Annotated in this window: 18 protein-coding genes; 7 read left to right on the top strand and 11 right to left on the bottom strand. The window is 61.5% G+C overall.

From position 1 onward, the window contains the following. Positions 1 to 149 precede the first annotated feature (149 nt). Both panB and panC read right to left on the bottom strand, forming a co-directional pair. Complete coding sequence (gene panB, locus J2X43_RS26380; RefSeq protein ID WP_310299609.1) at positions 150 to 971, bottom strand: 3-methyl-2-oxobutanoate hydroxymethyltransferase; 822 nt, start codon at positions 969 to 971, stop codon at positions 150 to 152. After that, positions 968 to 1,843: a pantoate--beta-alanine ligase gene (panC, locus tag J2X43_RS26375; protein ID WP_310299606.1), complete on the bottom strand. Its 876-nt coding sequence runs from the start codon at positions 1,841 to 1,843 to the stop codon at positions 968 to 970. The genes panB and panC overlap by 4 nt, the downstream gene beginning before the upstream one ends. Before the next feature lie 202 nt (positions 1,844 to 2,045). Between panC and J2X43_RS26370 the strand changes: the two genes are divergently transcribed. The 4 genes from J2X43_RS26370 (at position 2,046) to J2X43_RS26355 (ending at position 4,701) form a co-directional block, all read left to right on the top strand. Next, a complete protein-coding gene (locus J2X43_RS26370; protein ID WP_310299603.1) occupies positions 2,046 to 2,354 on the top strand; it encodes a hypothetical protein in 309 nt (102 codons plus the stop codon). 45 nt (positions 2,355 to 2,399) lie between these two features. Further along, entirely contained in the window at positions 2,400 to 2,903 is a 504-nt protein-coding gene (locus J2X43_RS26365) for a helix-turn-helix domain-containing protein (RefSeq protein ID WP_310299599.1), read from the top strand. 13 nt (positions 2,904 to 2,916) lie between these two features. Then, on the top strand, positions 2,917 to 4,182 hold the full coding sequence (gene fabF, locus J2X43_RS26360) for a beta-ketoacyl-ACP synthase II (protein ID WP_310299596.1): 1,266 nt from the start codon (positions 2,917 to 2,919) through the stop codon (positions 4,180 to 4,182). Between the two features lie 90 nt (positions 4,183 to 4,272). Beyond that, entirely contained in the window at positions 4,273 to 4,701 is a 429-nt protein-coding gene (locus J2X43_RS26355; RefSeq protein ID WP_112387390.1) for a DUF4864 domain-containing protein, read from the top strand. A gap of 3 nt (positions 4,702 to 4,704) precedes the next feature. On the opposite strand, the gene tgt is transcribed toward J2X43_RS26355, so the two are convergent. The 5 genes from tgt to coaD all read right to left on the bottom strand — a co-directional run bounded on the left by tgt (position 4,705) and on the right by coaD (position 8,622). Continuing rightward, complete coding sequence (gene tgt / locus J2X43_RS26350; RefSeq protein ID WP_112387391.1) at positions 4,705 to 5,835, bottom strand: tRNA guanosine(34) transglycosylase Tgt; 1,131 nt, start codon at positions 5,833 to 5,835, stop codon at positions 4,705 to 4,707. Continuing rightward, positions 5,832 to 6,917, bottom strand: coding sequence for a tRNA preQ1(34) S-adenosylmethionine ribosyltransferase-isomerase QueA (gene queA / locus J2X43_RS26345; RefSeq protein WP_112387392.1), 1,086 nt, complete (start codon positions 6,915 to 6,917; stop codon positions 5,832 to 5,834). Before queA ends, tgt begins: the two co-directional genes overlap by 4 nt. 72 nt (positions 6,918 to 6,989) lie before the next feature. Next, positions 6,990 to 7,499: a peptidylprolyl isomerase gene (locus J2X43_RS26340; protein ID WP_310299589.1), complete on the bottom strand. Its 510-nt coding sequence runs from the start codon at positions 7,497 to 7,499 to the stop codon at positions 6,990 to 6,992. Between the two features lie 39 nt (positions 7,500 to 7,538). Next, positions 7,539 to 8,099 carry a peptidylprolyl isomerase gene (locus tag J2X43_RS26335; RefSeq protein WP_112387394.1) on the bottom strand — a complete coding sequence of 187 codons (561 nt, stop codon included), beginning with the start codon at positions 8,097 to 8,099 and terminating at the stop codon, positions 7,539 to 7,541. A 28-nt stretch (positions 8,100 to 8,127) separates the two neighbouring features. Next, positions 8,128 to 8,622: a pantetheine-phosphate adenylyltransferase gene (gene coaD, locus J2X43_RS26330; protein WP_112387395.1), complete on the bottom strand. Its 495-nt coding sequence runs from the start codon at positions 8,620 to 8,622 to the stop codon at positions 8,128 to 8,130. Between the two features lie 196 nt (positions 8,623 to 8,818). On the opposite strand from coaD, the gene J2X43_RS31155 reads away from it, so the two are divergent. The 3 genes from J2X43_RS31155 (at position 8,819) to J2X43_RS26315 (ending at position 9,453) form a co-directional block, all read left to right on the top strand. Continuing rightward, a complete protein-coding gene (locus J2X43_RS31155) occupies positions 8,819 to 8,971 on the top strand; it encodes a hypothetical protein (RefSeq protein ID WP_405049647.1) in 153 nt (50 codons plus the stop codon). Between the two features lie 158 nt (positions 8,972 to 9,129). Beyond that, on the top strand, positions 9,130 to 9,285 hold the full coding sequence (locus J2X43_RS26320; RefSeq protein ID WP_310299585.1) for a hypothetical protein: 156 nt from the start codon (positions 9,130 to 9,132) through the stop codon (positions 9,283 to 9,285). A gap of 33 nt (positions 9,286 to 9,318) precedes the next feature. Next, the gene (locus J2X43_RS26315; protein WP_281438207.1) at positions 9,319 to 9,453 is read left to right on the top strand and encodes a hypothetical protein; all 135 of its coding nucleotides are present in this window, start codon (positions 9,319 to 9,321) and stop codon (positions 9,451 to 9,453) included. 90 nt (positions 9,454 to 9,543) lie between these two features. Here the strand turns inward: J2X43_RS26315 and J2X43_RS26310 are convergent, their stop codons facing one another. Genes J2X43_RS26310 through J2X43_RS26295 form a run of 4 tightly spaced genes read right to left on the bottom strand, consistent with a single transcriptional unit; the run spans position 9,544 to position 12,837 of the window. Further along, positions 9,544 to 9,843: a hypothetical protein gene (locus J2X43_RS26310; protein WP_310299581.1), complete on the bottom strand. Its 300-nt coding sequence runs from the start codon at positions 9,841 to 9,843 to the stop codon at positions 9,544 to 9,546. A gap of 12 nt (positions 9,844 to 9,855) precedes the next feature. Then, positions 9,856 to 10,926 carry a hypothetical protein gene (locus tag J2X43_RS26305; RefSeq protein ID WP_310299578.1) on the bottom strand — a complete coding sequence of 357 codons (1,071 nt, stop codon included), beginning with the start codon at positions 10,924 to 10,926 and terminating at the stop codon, positions 9,856 to 9,858. After that, entirely contained in the window at positions 10,926 to 11,333 is a 408-nt protein-coding gene (locus J2X43_RS26300) for a hypothetical protein (RefSeq protein ID WP_310299575.1), read from the bottom strand. Before J2X43_RS26300 ends, J2X43_RS26305 begins: the two co-directional genes overlap by 1 nt. A gap of 10 nt (positions 11,334 to 11,343) precedes the next feature. After that, positions 11,344 to 12,837: an FAD-binding oxidoreductase gene (locus J2X43_RS26295; RefSeq protein WP_310299573.1), complete on the bottom strand. Its 1,494-nt coding sequence runs from the start codon at positions 12,835 to 12,837 to the stop codon at positions 11,344 to 11,346. Between the last annotated feature and the right edge of the window lie 103 nt (positions 12,838 to 12,940).

Below are 12,940 nucleotides of genomic sequence, written 5' to 3'. Positions count from 1 at the left end.
GCCGGTCAGATCGGGGCTGGCCGGTGTGCCGTATGGTGGCCTTGCGGACATTTTAACTTTGCAAACCGGCGGACATTTCAACTCTCACGCCACATTGTGTGGCTATTGGCGAGCTGCCTATGAATGCCGCCCGCTCCTGTTTTGCCCGGTTACGTCCGCCGCTTGAACGTATGTTCGGCCGCTGGAAATTTTCGTGAGCGAACGTTTGCAGCATACTCCTCTGCCGCGGCGGCAGCACGCTTGCCGAGCTCATCGTAGCGTTTGACGAAGCGTGGCGTGAAATCGTTGAAGAGACCGAGCATGTCGTCGGACACCAGGATCTGGCCGTCGCAGGCCGATGATGCGCCGATGCCGATCGTCGGGACATGGATGGCCGATGTGACTTCGCGGGCCAGTGGTTCGACGGTGCCCTCGATGACGACGGCGAAGGCACCGGAGCCGCCGATTGCGTGAGCGTCACGGCGGATCTTCGAGGTCTCGTGTTCGGTATGGCCGACCGAGCGGTAGCCGCCAGCGGTGTGGACCAGCTGCGGCATCAGGCCGATATGGCCGAGCACAGGAATGCCGCGCGCCGTCAGGAAGGCGATCGTCTCGACCATCTCCTCGCCGCCCTCAAGCTTCACGGCGTCGCAGCCGGTTTCCTGGAGAATGCGGACGGCGTTGCGGAACGCCACTTCCTTCGATTCCTGATAGGTACCAAACGGCATGTCGACGACGACGCAGGCTCGTTCGACGCCGCGCATGACCGCCTTTCCATGGGCTATCATCATCTCGAGCGTGACGCCCGTCGTGGTTTCCATGCCATAGAGCACCATGCCGAGCGAATCTCCAACGAGGAGCAGATCGCAATGGGCATCGAGGAGACGGGCCATCGGCGTAGTATAGGCCGTCAGGCAGACAATCGGGGTGCCGCCCTTCATCGCCGCGATCTTCGACGGGGTCAGGCGCTTGGTTGTTCCGGATGCACTCATCGCACCGCTCCCAGTTTCATGACGCCCTGCCCGCCGATTACACGGTTGTCGAGCAGCCGGGTCATGCCGATCCTGACGAACAGCGCGACGACGACGGGATCGCGGATTACCTCGACCGGTTTCAGCGTCGCGGCATCGCGGACGGCGACGACCTCCGGATTGGCGAGCGGCTCGCGGCCGAGGAAGATCTTCAGCAGATGCTCAAGCTCCGCCGGATCGGTCAGGCCGGCAGCGACCAGCCGCTCAGCCTCGGCGAGCGTCTGCGGAACGATTACGGCCGCCTTGCGCTCGTCGGCGCTGAGATAGACATTGCGCGACGACAGCGCCAGGCTATCGTGATCACGCACCGTCGGCACCGGGACGATCCGGACCGGCAATGCCAGATCCTCGACCATCCGCCTGATGACCACGACCTGCTGGTAATCCTTCTCGCCGAAATAGGCGCTCTGCGGCTGGACGATATTGAAAAGCTTGCAGACGACCGTGGCGACGCCGGCGAAATGGCCGGGCCTCACCGACCCTTCGAGCTCGCGGCCGATCTCCGGCACGTCGACGACCGTCATCATCGGCTTCGGATACATGTCGGTAACGCCAGGCGCAAAGAGGATGTTGACACCGGCTTGCCGGAGCATGGCCGTGTCGCGCTCGATATCGCGGGGATATTTGCTGAGGTCCTCGTTGGCGCCGAACTGCAGCGGATTGACGAAGATCGAGGCGACAACAATGTCGTTCTCCACCCTCGCCCGCGCCACCAGTTCCATATGGCCGGCATGCAGATAGCCCATCGTCGGTACCAGGCCGATTGCGCGCGATTGCCGGCGCAAAGCCTCAAGTGCTGCGCGCAGCTCACCAATGTCAGAGAAAACTCTCATTATTCCCCCGTCACTCCACCTCGCGCGCATAGAAATTGCAATCGGGCCGGAAGGTCAATCCGTCGTCCGGGATATAAACGATTATATGCTAATCTGCTGATAATGGGTGGGAATTTCGCGGCTGCGACACCCTGTTCGTCCCCTTGCCTTCCGGCTTGTGCTGCCAATCTAGAGAGGACATGTTTCTCAGTCGGAGGCTCTCTTGCCCTGGATCGCCTATATCGTTCATTTCATCGCCGCCGCGTTCCTGACAAACGGCATTCCGCACTTCGTCAACGGCGTCAGCGGGCGCCCCTTCCGCACCCCCTTCGCGCGGCTCGGCAGCTCGAATCTCAGTTCTCCTGAAATCAACGTCATCTGGGGTTGGCTGAATTTCCTGATCGCCTTTCTGCTCTTCGCCAATATCGGGCCGCTCTATATCGGCACGCCCGGCGATACGATCTTCGTTGCTGCGGGCATGCTGGTAACCGGCATCATCCTCGCCCGCATCTTCGCCTCCAGCGCGCGCTAACGAGTTACTTGCTTAAAGCAAGTTGCTGCGATAGTGACTTGCTTCATGCAACGAACCAGCTTTGCCATCTTCCCATGTCCTGCCGCCCGCGCGCTGAACAGCGTCGGCGATTCCTGGAGCATCATGATCCTGCGGGACGCCTTTCAGGGGCTGACGCGGTTCGACGATTTCCAGAAGAGCCTCGGGATCGCGCCGAACATCCTGACACGGCGCCTCGCCCATCTGGTCGAGGAAGGCATTTTCGAGAAGCGGCTCTATAGCGAGCGCCCTGCCCGCCATGAATATGTGCTGACCGCGAAGGGACAGGACTTCTTTCCGGTGCTGATGGCGCTGTCGACATGGGGCGGACGGCACGCCCCACAGGAAGATCTCGCCTATCTTCTCGGCAATGCATCCGGCGAAAAGCTTGAAACCAAGCTGGTCGATGCCAAAACTGGCGAAGAACTCACCCCCCGGAATACCTGCCTGCTGCCCGGCCCTGCGGCCGATGAGGCGGCGCATGAGCGCATTGCGCGGATGAAGGCCTGGTATCTGGGCTTTGATGCTTAAGAAGGAACAAATCATGGATCGCATTGTCGTCACCGGTATGGGACTTGTGTCGCCGCTTGGAACGGGCGTGGAGATTGCGTGGAAGCGGCTGCTTGCCGGCGGCTCCGGCCTTCGGCTACTGGGCGAGGATGTCGTCGGCGATCTGGCGGCCAAGGTCGGCGGCGTCGTACCAGATATCGGCGAGGATGCAGACGGCGGGTTCGATCCGGATCGCTATATCGTTCCGAAAGACCAGAAGAAGATGGACCGCTTCATCCATTTCGCCATGGGGGCCGCAGACGAGGCGGTGCGTCAGGCCGGATGGATGCCCGAAGATACCGCTTCGCGCGAACGCACTGCAACGATCATCGCCTCCGGCGTCGGCGGCTTTCCCGCGATCACCGATGCGGTGCGCACGGTCGAAACCCGCGGGCCGCGGCGGCTTTCGCCATTCATCGTGCCGTCGTTCCTCGTCAATCTGGCGGCCGGACAGATCAGCATCAAATATGGCTTCAAGGGACCGCTCGGCGCGCCGGTTACCGCCTGCGCGGCCAGCGTCCAGGCCATTGGCGATGCGGCCCGGCTGATCCGGTCGGGTGAAGCCGATGTGGCGATCTGTGGCGGTGCGGAGGCCTGTATTGACCGCGTGAGCCTTGGCGGATTTGCGGCCGCGCGCGCGCTTTCGACCGGCTTCAACGACACGCCCGAGCTCGCCTCGCGCCCATTCGATACTGCCCGCGACGGCTTCGTGATGGGTGAAGGTGCCGGTATTCTCGTCATCGAGACGCTGGAACATGCGCTGGCTCGCGGCGCCAAGCCGCTGGCGGAACTGGTCGGCTACGGCACGGCGGCGGATGCCTATCACATGACGGCAGGCCCTGAAGATGGCGACGGCGCACGCCGGGCGATGGAAGTCGCTATCCGGCAGGCGAAGATAGCGCCCTCCGAAATCAAGCATCTCAACGCCCACGCGACCTCGACGCCGGTCGGCGACCGCGGCGAAATGGCGGCGATCGGCACGGTCTTCGGCCGCGATGGCGAGATCGCCATCAGTGCGACGAAATCGGCAACCGGCCATCTTCTGGGCGCGGCCGGCGGCCTCGAAGCGATCTTCACCATCCTCGCGCTACGCGACCAGATCGTTCCGCCGACGCGCAATCTCGATGAGGCGGATCCAGTGGCGGAGGGGCTCGACATTGTCGGCAAGACGGCGCGCAAGCTCGAGATGGAGTATGCGATCAGCAACGGCTTCGGCTTTGGCGGCGTCAACGCAAGCGCCCTCTTCCGCCGCTGGAACTGAACGTCTCCTGCGAGTGGCGGGCGATCGGTCCGCCACTTTCAAATTCGCTGAAATGCCCTACACTCCAGTCTATTGGCCGGAGACAATTTCATGCGTGCTCTATCCGCCGTGCTTCTTCTGTCTGCCGCTTTGCTGACCGCACCGTTACAGGCGCGCGCCGAAGATCCCATCGCAACGACGCAGCAGATCATCGAAGGGCAGATCAATGCCTTTCTGAAGGACGATCCCGATACCGCCTATTCCTATGCGGCTCCTGGGATCAAGGCGCTGTTTCCGGACAAGAACGTGTTCTTTGCGATGGTGAAGAAAAGCTACGAGCCGGTTTATCATCCCGGCAATTACGCCTTCGGCCGCAGCAAATCGATCGCCGACGGCGCGATGATCTATAATGAAGTGCTGATCTCAGGGCGCGACGGCAAGGACTGGACGGCGATCTACCAGATGGCGCGCCAGCCCGACGGCAGCTACAAGATCAACGGCGTTCAGATCGTTCCGAACACCGACAGCAAGGGGATATGAGCCTCAGACGGGCTCGAGATCGCCCCTCGCCCATTCTTCGATCGTCTCGGCCATGAAATCGGCAAAACGTCCCTCGGCGATCGCCTTGCGGATGCCCTGCATTAGTTCCTGATAGTAGTTCAGGTTATGCCAGGAGAGCAGCATGCCGCCAAGCGCCTCATTGGCGCGAACGAGGTGATGCAGATAGGCGCGCGAGTAATCGCGCGTCGCCGGGCAGTTCGACTGGTCGTCGAGCGGCCGCATGTCCTCAGCGTGACGGGCATTGCGAATATTGACCTTGCCGCGGCGGGTGAAGGCCAGGCCGTGGCGGCCGGAACGGGTCGGCATCACGCAGTCGAACATGTCGATGCCGCGGGCGACGGATTTCAGCATGTCGTCAGGCGTACCGACGCCCATCAGATAGCGCGGCTTCTCCGTCGGCAGAACCGGAAGCGTGGTCTCCAGCATGCGCAGCATGACGTCCTGCGGCTCGCCGACAGCGAGGCCGCCGACGGCGTATCCCTTGAGATCGAGCTGCTTCAGCGCCTCTGCCGAGCGAACGCGCAAGTTCGGCTGATCGCCGCCCTGGACGATGCCGAACATCGCCTTGCCCGGCTGGTTGCCGAAGGCCACCTTGCATCGCTCGGCCCAGCGCAGCGACAGTTCCATGGCGCGTTCGATCTCGCGCGGCTCGGCCGGCAGTGCCACGCATTCGTCGAGCTGCATCTGGATATCGGAGCCGAGCAGGCCCTGGATCTCGATCGAGCGCTCCGGCGACATGTGGTGCAGGCTGCCATCGACATGCGACTTGAAGGTGACGCCCTGCTCATCGAGCTTGCGAAGGCCCGAAAGCGACATGACCTGGAAGCCACCTGAATCGGTCAGGATCGGATGTTCCCAGCGGATCAGCTTGTGCAAACCGCCGAGGCGGGCGACGCGTTCGGCGCCGGGGCGCAGCATCAGGTGATAGGTATTGCCGAGGATGATATCGGCGCCGGTGTCGCGCACCTGATCGAGATACATCGCCTTGACCGTGCCGACAGTGCCCACAGGCATGAAGGCCGGGGTGCGGATCGTGCCGCGCGGCATGGTGACTTCGCCGAGGCGGGCGCCGCCATCGGTCTTCTTGAGAGTGAACTGAAAATTCTCGGTCATCTGTCGTTCCGGAAAAGCAGGCTTGAGTCGCCGTAAGAATAGAAGCGGTAGCCTGTCGAAATGGCGTGTTCGTAAGCCGCGTGCATGGTCTCGAAACCGGCGAAGGCAGACACCAGCATGAACAGAGTCGAGCGCGGCAGGTGGAAGTTGGTCATCAGCATATCGACCGCCTTGAAGCGGTAGCCGGGCGTGATGAAGATACCGGTGGCACCCGCCCAGGGCTTTATCTCGCCGCTATCGGCAGCAGCGCTTTCGATTAGCCGCAGCGACGTTGTACCGACGCAGACGATGCGCCCGCCCCTCGCCCTGACAGCGTTGAGCTTGGCAGCCGTCTCATCGGTGACGTAGCCACTTTCGAGATGCATCTTGTGGTCGTCGGTATCGTCAACCTTCATCGGCAGGAAGGTTCCGGCGCCGACATGCAGCGTCACGAAATGGCGTTCGATGCCGGCCTCGTCGAGAGCAGCAAAGAGCTCCGGCGTGAAATGAAGGCCGGCAGTGGGTGCGGCGACGGCGCCTTCCTCGCGGGCATAGATCGTCTGGTAATCGGCACGGTCGCGTTCGTCTTCCGGCCGCTTGGCGGCGATATAGGGGGGCAGCGGGATATGGCCGACGCTGGCGATAGCTTCGTCGAGTGCCGGGCCGGAGAGGTCGAAGGCCAGCGTCACCTCGCCGGCATCGCCCTTTTCGACGACGGTGCAATCGAGCTGTCCGAGGAAGCAGCTTTCGCCGCTATGGCCGAAAGCGATACGGTCGCCTTCCTTGATCCGCTTGCCGGGCTTGGCAAAGGCTTTCCAGCGATTGGCGCCGACACGCATGTGCAGCGTCGCCGAAACCTGCTGGCCGCCCGCCCCTTCGCGGTGGCGGATGCCTTCGAGCTGTGCGGGAATGACCTTGGTGTCGTTGAAAACCAGCGCATCGCCCGGCTTCAGAAAATTCGGCAGATCGCGGACCGTGTGATCGCTCAGCGTCTCGCTGGCAGCGGCATCGACGACCAGCAGGCGCGCGCTGTCGCGCGGCTCGGCGGGCCTGAGCGCAATCCGCTCATCCGGCAGGTCGAAATCGAAAAGGTCTACGCGCATCGGGGTACTTCCGGGCAAAGCGAAACCCGCCCCGCGTTCTCACGCAAGGGCGGGTTCCGTCAGAAATCACAATCAGACGTCGGCGGCAACCCGCATCGAGACGATCGAATCCGGGTCTACGACCGGCTCGCCCTTCTTGATCTTGTCGACATTGTCCATGCCTTCGATGACCTGGCCCCAGACGGAATACTGCTTGTTCAGCCACGGAGAATCCGCAAGGCAGACGAAGAACTGGCTGTTGGCCGAGTTCGGGTTCTGCGAGCGGGCCATGGAGCAGACGCCGCGATTATGCGGGGTCGCGGAGAATTCGGCCTTCAGGTCCGGCTTCTCGGAGCCGCCCATGCCGGCACGGCCCGGGTTGAAGCTCTCGCTGCCCTTCTTGCCGAACTTCACGTCGCCGGTCTGGGCCATGAAGTCGTTGATGACGCGGTGGAAGACGACGCCGTCATAGGCCTTCTCGCGGGCGAGTTCCTTGATGCGGGCGACATGCTCAGGTGCCACCTGCGGCAGGAGGGCGATAACGACCTTGCCCTTGGTGGTTTCCAGGATGATGGTGTTTTCGGGATCCTTGATCTCGGCCATTCTTATTCTCCTCGTTGTTCTTGAACTGCTTGCTTTAAATTACTTAGCGACGGTGACCTTGACCATGCGGTCAGGATTGCTGACTTCGCCGTTCTGGCCTTCGCCCTTCTTGATCTTGTCGACGAATTCCATACCGGAGACGACCTTGCCGACGACGGTGTACTGACCGTTCAGGAAGGAACCGTCGGCGAACATGATGAAAAACTGCGAGTTGGCCGAATCCGGATCCTGCGAGCGGGCCATGCCGACCGTGCCGCGGACGAAAGGCGTCTTGGAGAACTCAGCAGGAATGTTCGGCAGGTCGGAGCCGCCGGTGCCGGCGAGGCTCGGATCGAAACCCTTCGACATGTTGCCATACTGGACGTCGCCGGTCTGGGCCATGAAGCCGTCGATGACGCGGTGGAAGGCAACGTTGTCGTAGGCGCCCTTCTTGGCGAGCGCTTCGATCTGGGCAACGTGCTTCGGCGCAACATCAGGCGCCAGCTGGATCACGACAGGACCATCCTTCAGCTGAATGGTGAGCGTATCGGCAGCAAGAGCGTCACCAGCGAAGGACGCGATATACAGCACGGCGGCAAAGGCGGCATAAAACAGTTTCATTGTAGCTCCGTTGCGGCGGACGACCGCCTCAAGATTTGCGCTTGGATTGAAGGGCTTGCAGGACTGCGGCCGGAACGAAGGCGCTGACATCTCCACCCATGGCGGCGATCTGGCGGACCAATGTGGCGGTAATGGGCCGTGAACCCGTTCCAGCCGGCAGAAAAACCGTCTGGATATCAGGCGCCATCTGACGGTTCATGCCTGCCATCTGCATTTCGTAATCGAGATCGGTGCCGTCGCGCAGACCGCGGATCAGCAGAGAGGCGCCGTGCTTGCGGGCCGCGTCGACAACCAGATTGTCGAAGGACACCACATCGATGCCGGCAGCCTTCTGCGGCAGTATCTCGGCCAGCGACGTGCGGATCAGCTCGGCCCGCTCCTCGAAGGAAAACAGCGGCGCCTTGCCCGGATGAACGCCAATCGCGACGATCACTTTCGCGGACACATTCAGCGCCTGGACGAGCACATCCATATGTCCGTTGGTGATCGGGTCGAAGGACCCCGGATAAAAAGCAGTCGTCATGGAACCCGGCCGTTTCGTTCGTTGCCTTTTGTCACGGATGCCCCGTTCCCGCAAGTCATTTGGCATCTCCTTGCCGGGTGGCTGAACGGCGGATGAATGCTCCGTTCAAGGCCGTTTCAGATGCGATCGGCATAATGAAAACCATCAACACGGCCGATGCCATTCCGGTATTCGGCTCCCCCTGGAAGTCACTTCAATGCTCATGCTGCTGATCGCGCTTGCCGTCTTCATCTCTCTTGCCGGCGAGGTCGCCTACGGCCTCTACAAGGAAAAGTATGAAGTGCGCTGGGTCCGGCCTGAGGTCAGCGAGCACCGTGCGCTGATGCGCCAGCTCGGCCGGCTGCGTTGAAGGGCCTCGCGAATCTGAACGCCAGATGAACGAGGCATTCAAGGTCGCTTCAGACCAGGCTTAGTAAACGACACGTCAACATCCTGCGGAACCATTTCCAAGCGGATGCATTAATCAACCGAAGCGTAGATGCGATACGCGGTTTTAAGGAAAAGAATATGCCCGATAAGATTACCGTCATTAACGTTTTCTGGATGGCAATGGTCACGGGAATGCTCACCGCAACAATCGCACTCTACGATCAGAAGACTGATACGTCCAAGGTATTTGGCCCTTACGCTTCGGCCCGCGCGCCGATCGTCAGCCAGTACTGAGGAACGTGAACGCAACTTCGGAAAGGATTGCCCATGTTCACGATCTTGACTGTACTTACCGCTCTTATCAGCGTGATGTTCATCGTGTCTGTGGCATCAACCATTTCCGCTCTTCGCCGTGAAAGCGAAGAGGTCAAGGCTTATAACGAAAAGCGCATCACTTTCTAAGCCACTCCCGCCCTTGAGCGCATTCCCCTCCCGCGCTCGGGTCAGATGAAGCCGGACGCCACAAAAGCGTCCGGCTTTTTCTTTGTCCGGTCAGGCCGGGCGATAGGCGAGACAACCACTTTTGCGGAACGGCAGCACCAGAAGTGCGCCATTGGCATAGAGCCTGCGAACGTAATCGGGGCTGTCGCCGCGCACGATGGCAAAGGCACTTCCCCATCTGAGCAGCTTCACGCCATCGGGTAGGCTCGACGGACTGCCGGGCGGGCGGAAGACCATGGCGGCCGGGGCATTTCCTGTTGCCGCGAAGACGCCGGCAAACAGCAGGAATACGGCCATGAGAATGGCGCTTGCCACTCCCGCCGTCCTCGCTATCCGCATGGCCAATCTCATCGCCTTCTCCCGTCAGAAGTCGAATATATGCTCGATCCCGGGATCGGCAATCGGACGCTCGCGAAGCAGCTGGCCGAGATCGGCAATCTTGACCGCCACCAGCAGCCGGTCGCTATCGAAGCCTGCGCGCGGGAAACGGGCGATCAACTCGCCCGGCGGCAGCGTCTGGTCACCCGCTGCTGCCGTCAGCGACACCATGATCTCGTCGTTGCCGGCAATTTCACGGATCGTGCCGCCAGCCTTGGCGATATCGGCTAGAATATGGGTAAAGCGATCGTAGCGTGGCGTTTCGATGAGAATGCCGCCGGCGTTTTCCGAGACGACCCTGACATCCGGCATTGCCGAAAGCGCAGGCGCCTGAATTCCTGAGACAATGGAGAAGATCGTCAGTTTCGCCTCGCCGGTCGCCGCAACGGCGTTGGCGATTATACCGGCATAGGCGATTTTCGCCTTCCATTCGCCGCCGAGCGCCAGCCGCCGCTCCCAGCCGCGGACCGTCTCGTCCACCGGTGCGGCCCAGAGCTTGTCGATCTCCGGCTGGAACGGATATTTGTACCAGGGTGTCTGGCGCAGGAACGCGGCGTAATCGATCGCCATGTCGCGGGCGACGATATCCTGCGGGGTCTTCTGATCGCCACGCCAATAGGCCGTCAGGCGGCCAAGCGTTTCCTCGTAGGCTGCTTTCAGGCCCATTTCGAGCGTGAAGCTGACGCCGATCGTTGCCACCATCATGCGGGTCTGCGTATCGGCGCCGCCATGGCGATCGGCAATCGCCGTCAGTGCGCAATCGGCCTTCCAGAAATCGCGAACGCCAGCCAGATAGTCGAAACGGTATTCGTCACCTGATTTCAGCACCTCGGCGAGACCATCATAGGCATAGACGATGTGCCATTCGGGATAGGTGAGGAAGGTGTTGGCTTCCTCACGCTTCATCTGGGGATCGCGGATCAGCGGGCTGTAGGTATCCGGCTCGGGATCGGCATGGCAGAAGGTTTCGACATAGGCGGCCGGGCTCAACAACAGCAGCACGATGATGACGATCGCACCGAGAAAAAATCCGAAGACTTTCAGCAGGCGGCGCATCAGCGCGCCTCGCTACGGAAGAGATAGCTCGAGACGATCGCGACACCGCCCAGGAACAGATGAGGCAGATTGGCGAGAATCTTGAAGCCGACGGGCAGATCCTGGATGCCGTAATTGACGATACCGAGATCGAGATAGCCGGAGCCGGTGATAAGGCCGAGCAGGCCGTCGGTGAAATAGAGCAGCCCGAAATAGAAGAGGAAGGAGCGCGACGCCCGGGCCGACAGGTACGCGGCGACCGCAGCCCACAAGGCCGAAGCCAGATGCAGGCTGTCGTCATAGATATCCAGTGCGAAGATGCCGAAGGCCCTGCCCTCCGCATCCGTCAGCCCCGGAATGTAATTCAGGGCGGCCGCAAACAGCAGCGCCACGGTGTAAAGTGCCGCGATCAGTCGAAGCTTGCTCATCATTCCCCCCTCAGATCTTGTCCAGATAATTATCCCAGAACCGGTTGCGGAACAGCAAATCCGGATCGGCCTTGCGTTTCGCTGCCGCAAAATCGGCGGCGCGCGGATAGGCCCGCTGCAGCTGATCCAGCCGTGCATGCGGCCGGTAAGGCAGATAATAGCTGCCGCCGATGGCGATGACTCGTTCGATCAGCGCCTCGGTCATCCGCGCCATATCGGCCTCGCCGCGCACCGTCTTCTCCTGCGAGAACAGCATGACTGCGGCAATACGAGGTTCCGTAGCGTAAGCCAGAACGCTGTCGCTGTCGGTGTTCACATAACGCAGCGTGATGTTCAGCAGTTGCTGGTAAGAGGCCGGAATGACATCGCGGCAGGCCGCCACAAAATCGGCAAATCGCGACGGCGAGACGAAATATTCGTGCAGGATGTCGGTGCGCAGGGGGTCGCGGTCGTCGAGGGTGATGACCGGCTCATTCATCAGGCTGTTGCGGGTCGAAGCAGCTGAAATCTGTGGATTGAGCACCGCCTCCGTCCACCAGCGCATGTGCTTGACGCCATCGGAACCCAGCTGGCGGCGGAAGATTTCACGCGAGACGTGGCTGATAAAGCCGGATCCGGTGGCGGCAGGAATGGCGGACTGATCGGCCGCGGGGCGATAGGTGATCAGTAGGCCGTCTTCGAAAAAGCGGTCCAGCGAGATGTCCAAGCGTCCGTAGGCCATCTGCACGGATGGATCGGATGCCAGCACTTCGGCGAAACGGCGGCCGACGTCTTCGCCCGCAAGATGTTCGCAGGACGGCTCCAGCAGACTGTTCGGCACCATGTCGAGCTCAAGCTCGGTGATCACCCCGAACAGACCGTAGCCGCCCATGGCGTGATTGAAGAGATCGGCATTTTCGGTGCGCGAGCAGATCAGAAGATTGCCGTCGGAGGTCATCATCTTCATTGACCGCACCGTGCTGCCGCAGGCGCTGAAGGGCACCGGCCAGCCGTGCGCGTTGACCGAGAAGGTGCTGGCGACGCCGAAATCGTTGTTCGACTGCATGACGGCGGGCGAAAAGCCGATCGCATCGAGCTTGCTGATGATAGTCGACCAGCGGGTGCCGGCGGCAACGCGATAGGTCTTTGCCGCGGTATCGGCTTCTAGCCAGTCCTGATCGAGGGTCAGGGCTGCACCATTCAACGGCAGGCTATGGCCACCCATCGAGTGGCGGGCCGCACTTGCTGCCACCGGCTGACCGTTACTGCGGGCGTCCGCGAGTGTTGCCCGGAGGCGATCGACAAGCGCCTGTTGCGGCGGCTCGCTGAATGTCAGGTGCTGGGCAACCGGCGTCGGCGACAGTTCACCGGCGTCGTTGAGGATCGCCCCGCCCGCCGGCGCATCGGCATTTGCGGGAAAGGCCGGGCCGGGATCGCTCGATGGCGAGAGAAGATATTGTCCTGCCACCGCCCCGGCGATCGCCGAGCCCGCAACGAGAACGCCGCGCCGCGTCCAGTTCCCCATGATTCCCCTCACCCAAATATCAACTCAAGCTAGCAGAAATCTCTTTACTCCATAAAAAAACCGGGCGGCAGGGGCCGCCCGGTTCTCAAACCAAAGCCTGGTT

Source organism: Rhizobium sp. BE258 (assembly GCF_031457345.1).
GTDB lineage: Bacteria > Pseudomonadota > Alphaproteobacteria > Rhizobiales > Rhizobiaceae > Rhizobium.
This window is presented reverse-complemented; position numbering and strand designations above follow the sequence as displayed.

What these genes read in the sequence shown, in the direction of transcription:
- J2X43_RS26305 (WP_310299578.1), bottom strand. Translation starts at nt 10,926, where the DNA reads ATGCGCCGCCTGCTGAAAGTCTTCGGATTTTTTCTCGGTGCGATCGTC.
- panC (WP_310299606.1), bottom strand. Translation starts at nt 1,843, where the DNA reads ATGAGAGTTTTCTCTGACATTGGTGAGCTGCGCGCAGCACTTGAGGCT.
- J2X43_RS26365 (WP_310299599.1), top strand. Translation starts at nt 2,400, where the DNA reads ATGCAACGAACCAGCTTTGCCATCTTCCCATGTCCTGCCGCCCGCGCG.
- J2X43_RS26320 (WP_310299585.1), top strand. Translation starts at nt 9,130, where the DNA reads ATGCCCGATAAGATTACCGTCATTAACGTTTTCTGGATGGCAATGGTC.
- fabF (WP_310299596.1), top strand. Translation starts at nt 2,917, where the DNA reads ATGGATCGCATTGTCGTCACCGGTATGGGACTTGTGTCGCCGCTTGGA.
- J2X43_RS26335 (WP_112387394.1), bottom strand. Translation starts at nt 8,099, where the DNA reads ATGAAACTGTTTTATGCCGCCTTTGCCGCCGTGCTGTATATCGCGTCC.
- J2X43_RS26355 (WP_112387390.1), top strand. Translation starts at nt 4,273, where the DNA reads ATGCGTGCTCTATCCGCCGTGCTTCTTCTGTCTGCCGCTTTGCTGACC.
- J2X43_RS26315 (WP_281438207.1), top strand. Translation starts at nt 9,319, where the DNA reads ATGTTCACGATCTTGACTGTACTTACCGCTCTTATCAGCGTGATGTTC.
- J2X43_RS26300 (WP_310299575.1), bottom strand. Translation starts at nt 11,333, where the DNA reads ATGAGCAAGCTTCGACTGATCGCGGCACTTTACACCGTGGCGCTGCTG.
- J2X43_RS26340 (WP_310299589.1), bottom strand. Translation starts at nt 7,499, where the DNA reads ATGGCCGAGATCAAGGATCCCGAAAACACCATCATCCTGGAAACCACC.
- panB (WP_310299609.1), bottom strand. Translation starts at nt 971, where the DNA reads ATGAGTGCATCCGGAACAACCAAGCGCCTGACCCCGTCGAAGATCGCG.
- queA (WP_112387392.1), bottom strand. Translation starts at nt 6,917, where the DNA reads ATGCGCGTAGACCTTTTCGATTTCGACCTGCCGGATGAGCGGATTGCG.
- J2X43_RS31155 (WP_405049647.1), top strand. Translation starts at nt 8,819, where the DNA reads ATGCTCATGCTGCTGATCGCGCTTGCCGTCTTCATCTCTCTTGCCGGC.
- coaD (WP_112387395.1), bottom strand. Translation starts at nt 8,622, where the DNA reads ATGACGACTGCTTTTTATCCGGGGTCCTTCGACCCGATCACCAACGGA.
- tgt (WP_112387391.1), bottom strand. Translation starts at nt 5,835, where the DNA reads ATGACCGAGAATTTTCAGTTCACTCTCAAGAAGACCGATGGCGGCGCC.
- J2X43_RS26295 (WP_310299573.1), bottom strand. Translation starts at nt 12,837, where the DNA reads ATGGGGAACTGGACGCGGCGCGGCGTTCTCGTTGCGGGCTCGGCGATC.
- J2X43_RS26310 (WP_310299581.1), bottom strand. Translation starts at nt 9,843, where the DNA reads ATGAGATTGGCCATGCGGATAGCGAGGACGGCGGGAGTGGCAAGCGCC.